This window comes from Mycobacterium sp. E2327 (assembly GCF_001672675.1).
GTDB lineage: Bacteria > Actinomycetota > Actinomycetes > Mycobacteriales > Mycobacteriaceae > Mycobacterium.
Map to the genome: position 1 here is coordinate 1 of NZ_LZKE01000088.1, position 681 is coordinate 681.

Sequence of the window (681 nt, forward strand, 5' to 3'; positions counted from 1 at the left end):
GCGGGCGCACCTCCGAGCAGGAACCGGATATTAATTGATCGTTCGATTATATTCGACGGCATGCTAGGTCGCCCGGTCGGCGCCAGCGGCGAGGAGACTCGCCAGCGGATAATCGTCGCCACCATGCGGTGCGTGGGGGAGGTGGGCTACTCCCAGGCGACAATTCGGGAGATCGCCAAGGCTGCCGACATGACCAGCGCGAGCCTGTACCACTATTTCCCGAACAAGTCCGAGTTGCTCACGGCGACCGTCCGGGAGATCGACGAGATCGCGTTGCCACGGGTGCGGTCCGCCGCGGCGCATTCCGATGACGTCGTCGAGCGCCTCGAGGCGATGCTGGACGAGCTGGACAGGTTGCTGCGCGAGTATCCGCACCTGGCCGCGTTCGAACGCGCGATGCGCGGGCATGCCGGACTAAAAGGCTTGCGCGACACCATCGATGACATCGTCCGGGACGCTCAGGCGCGGGGAGCGCTGTCGCCCGATACCGACCCGGGCGCCGCGGTCAACGCGATCTACGCGCTGGCCCGTGGGCTGACGGACCGGTCGGCCAACCTGACCGCGGACGCGTACGCCGACACGCTGGCGTCGGCCAAAAAGCTGCTCAGGGGAACGCTTTTCGAGCCGCGAGCGAGTCGCCGAGCGTCCACAGCGCAACGCCGATCAAAACGAGATCCTTGA

At 66.1% G+C, this 681-nt stretch carries 1 protein-coding gene; it reads left to right on the plus strand.

All coding sequences use genetic code 11. The features are described 5' to 3' along the window. Positions 1–60 precede the first annotated feature (60 nt). A complete protein-coding gene (locus A5712_RS32675; protein ID WP_068100165.1) occupies positions 61–681 on the plus strand; it encodes a TetR/AcrR family transcriptional regulator in 621 nt (206 codons plus the stop codon).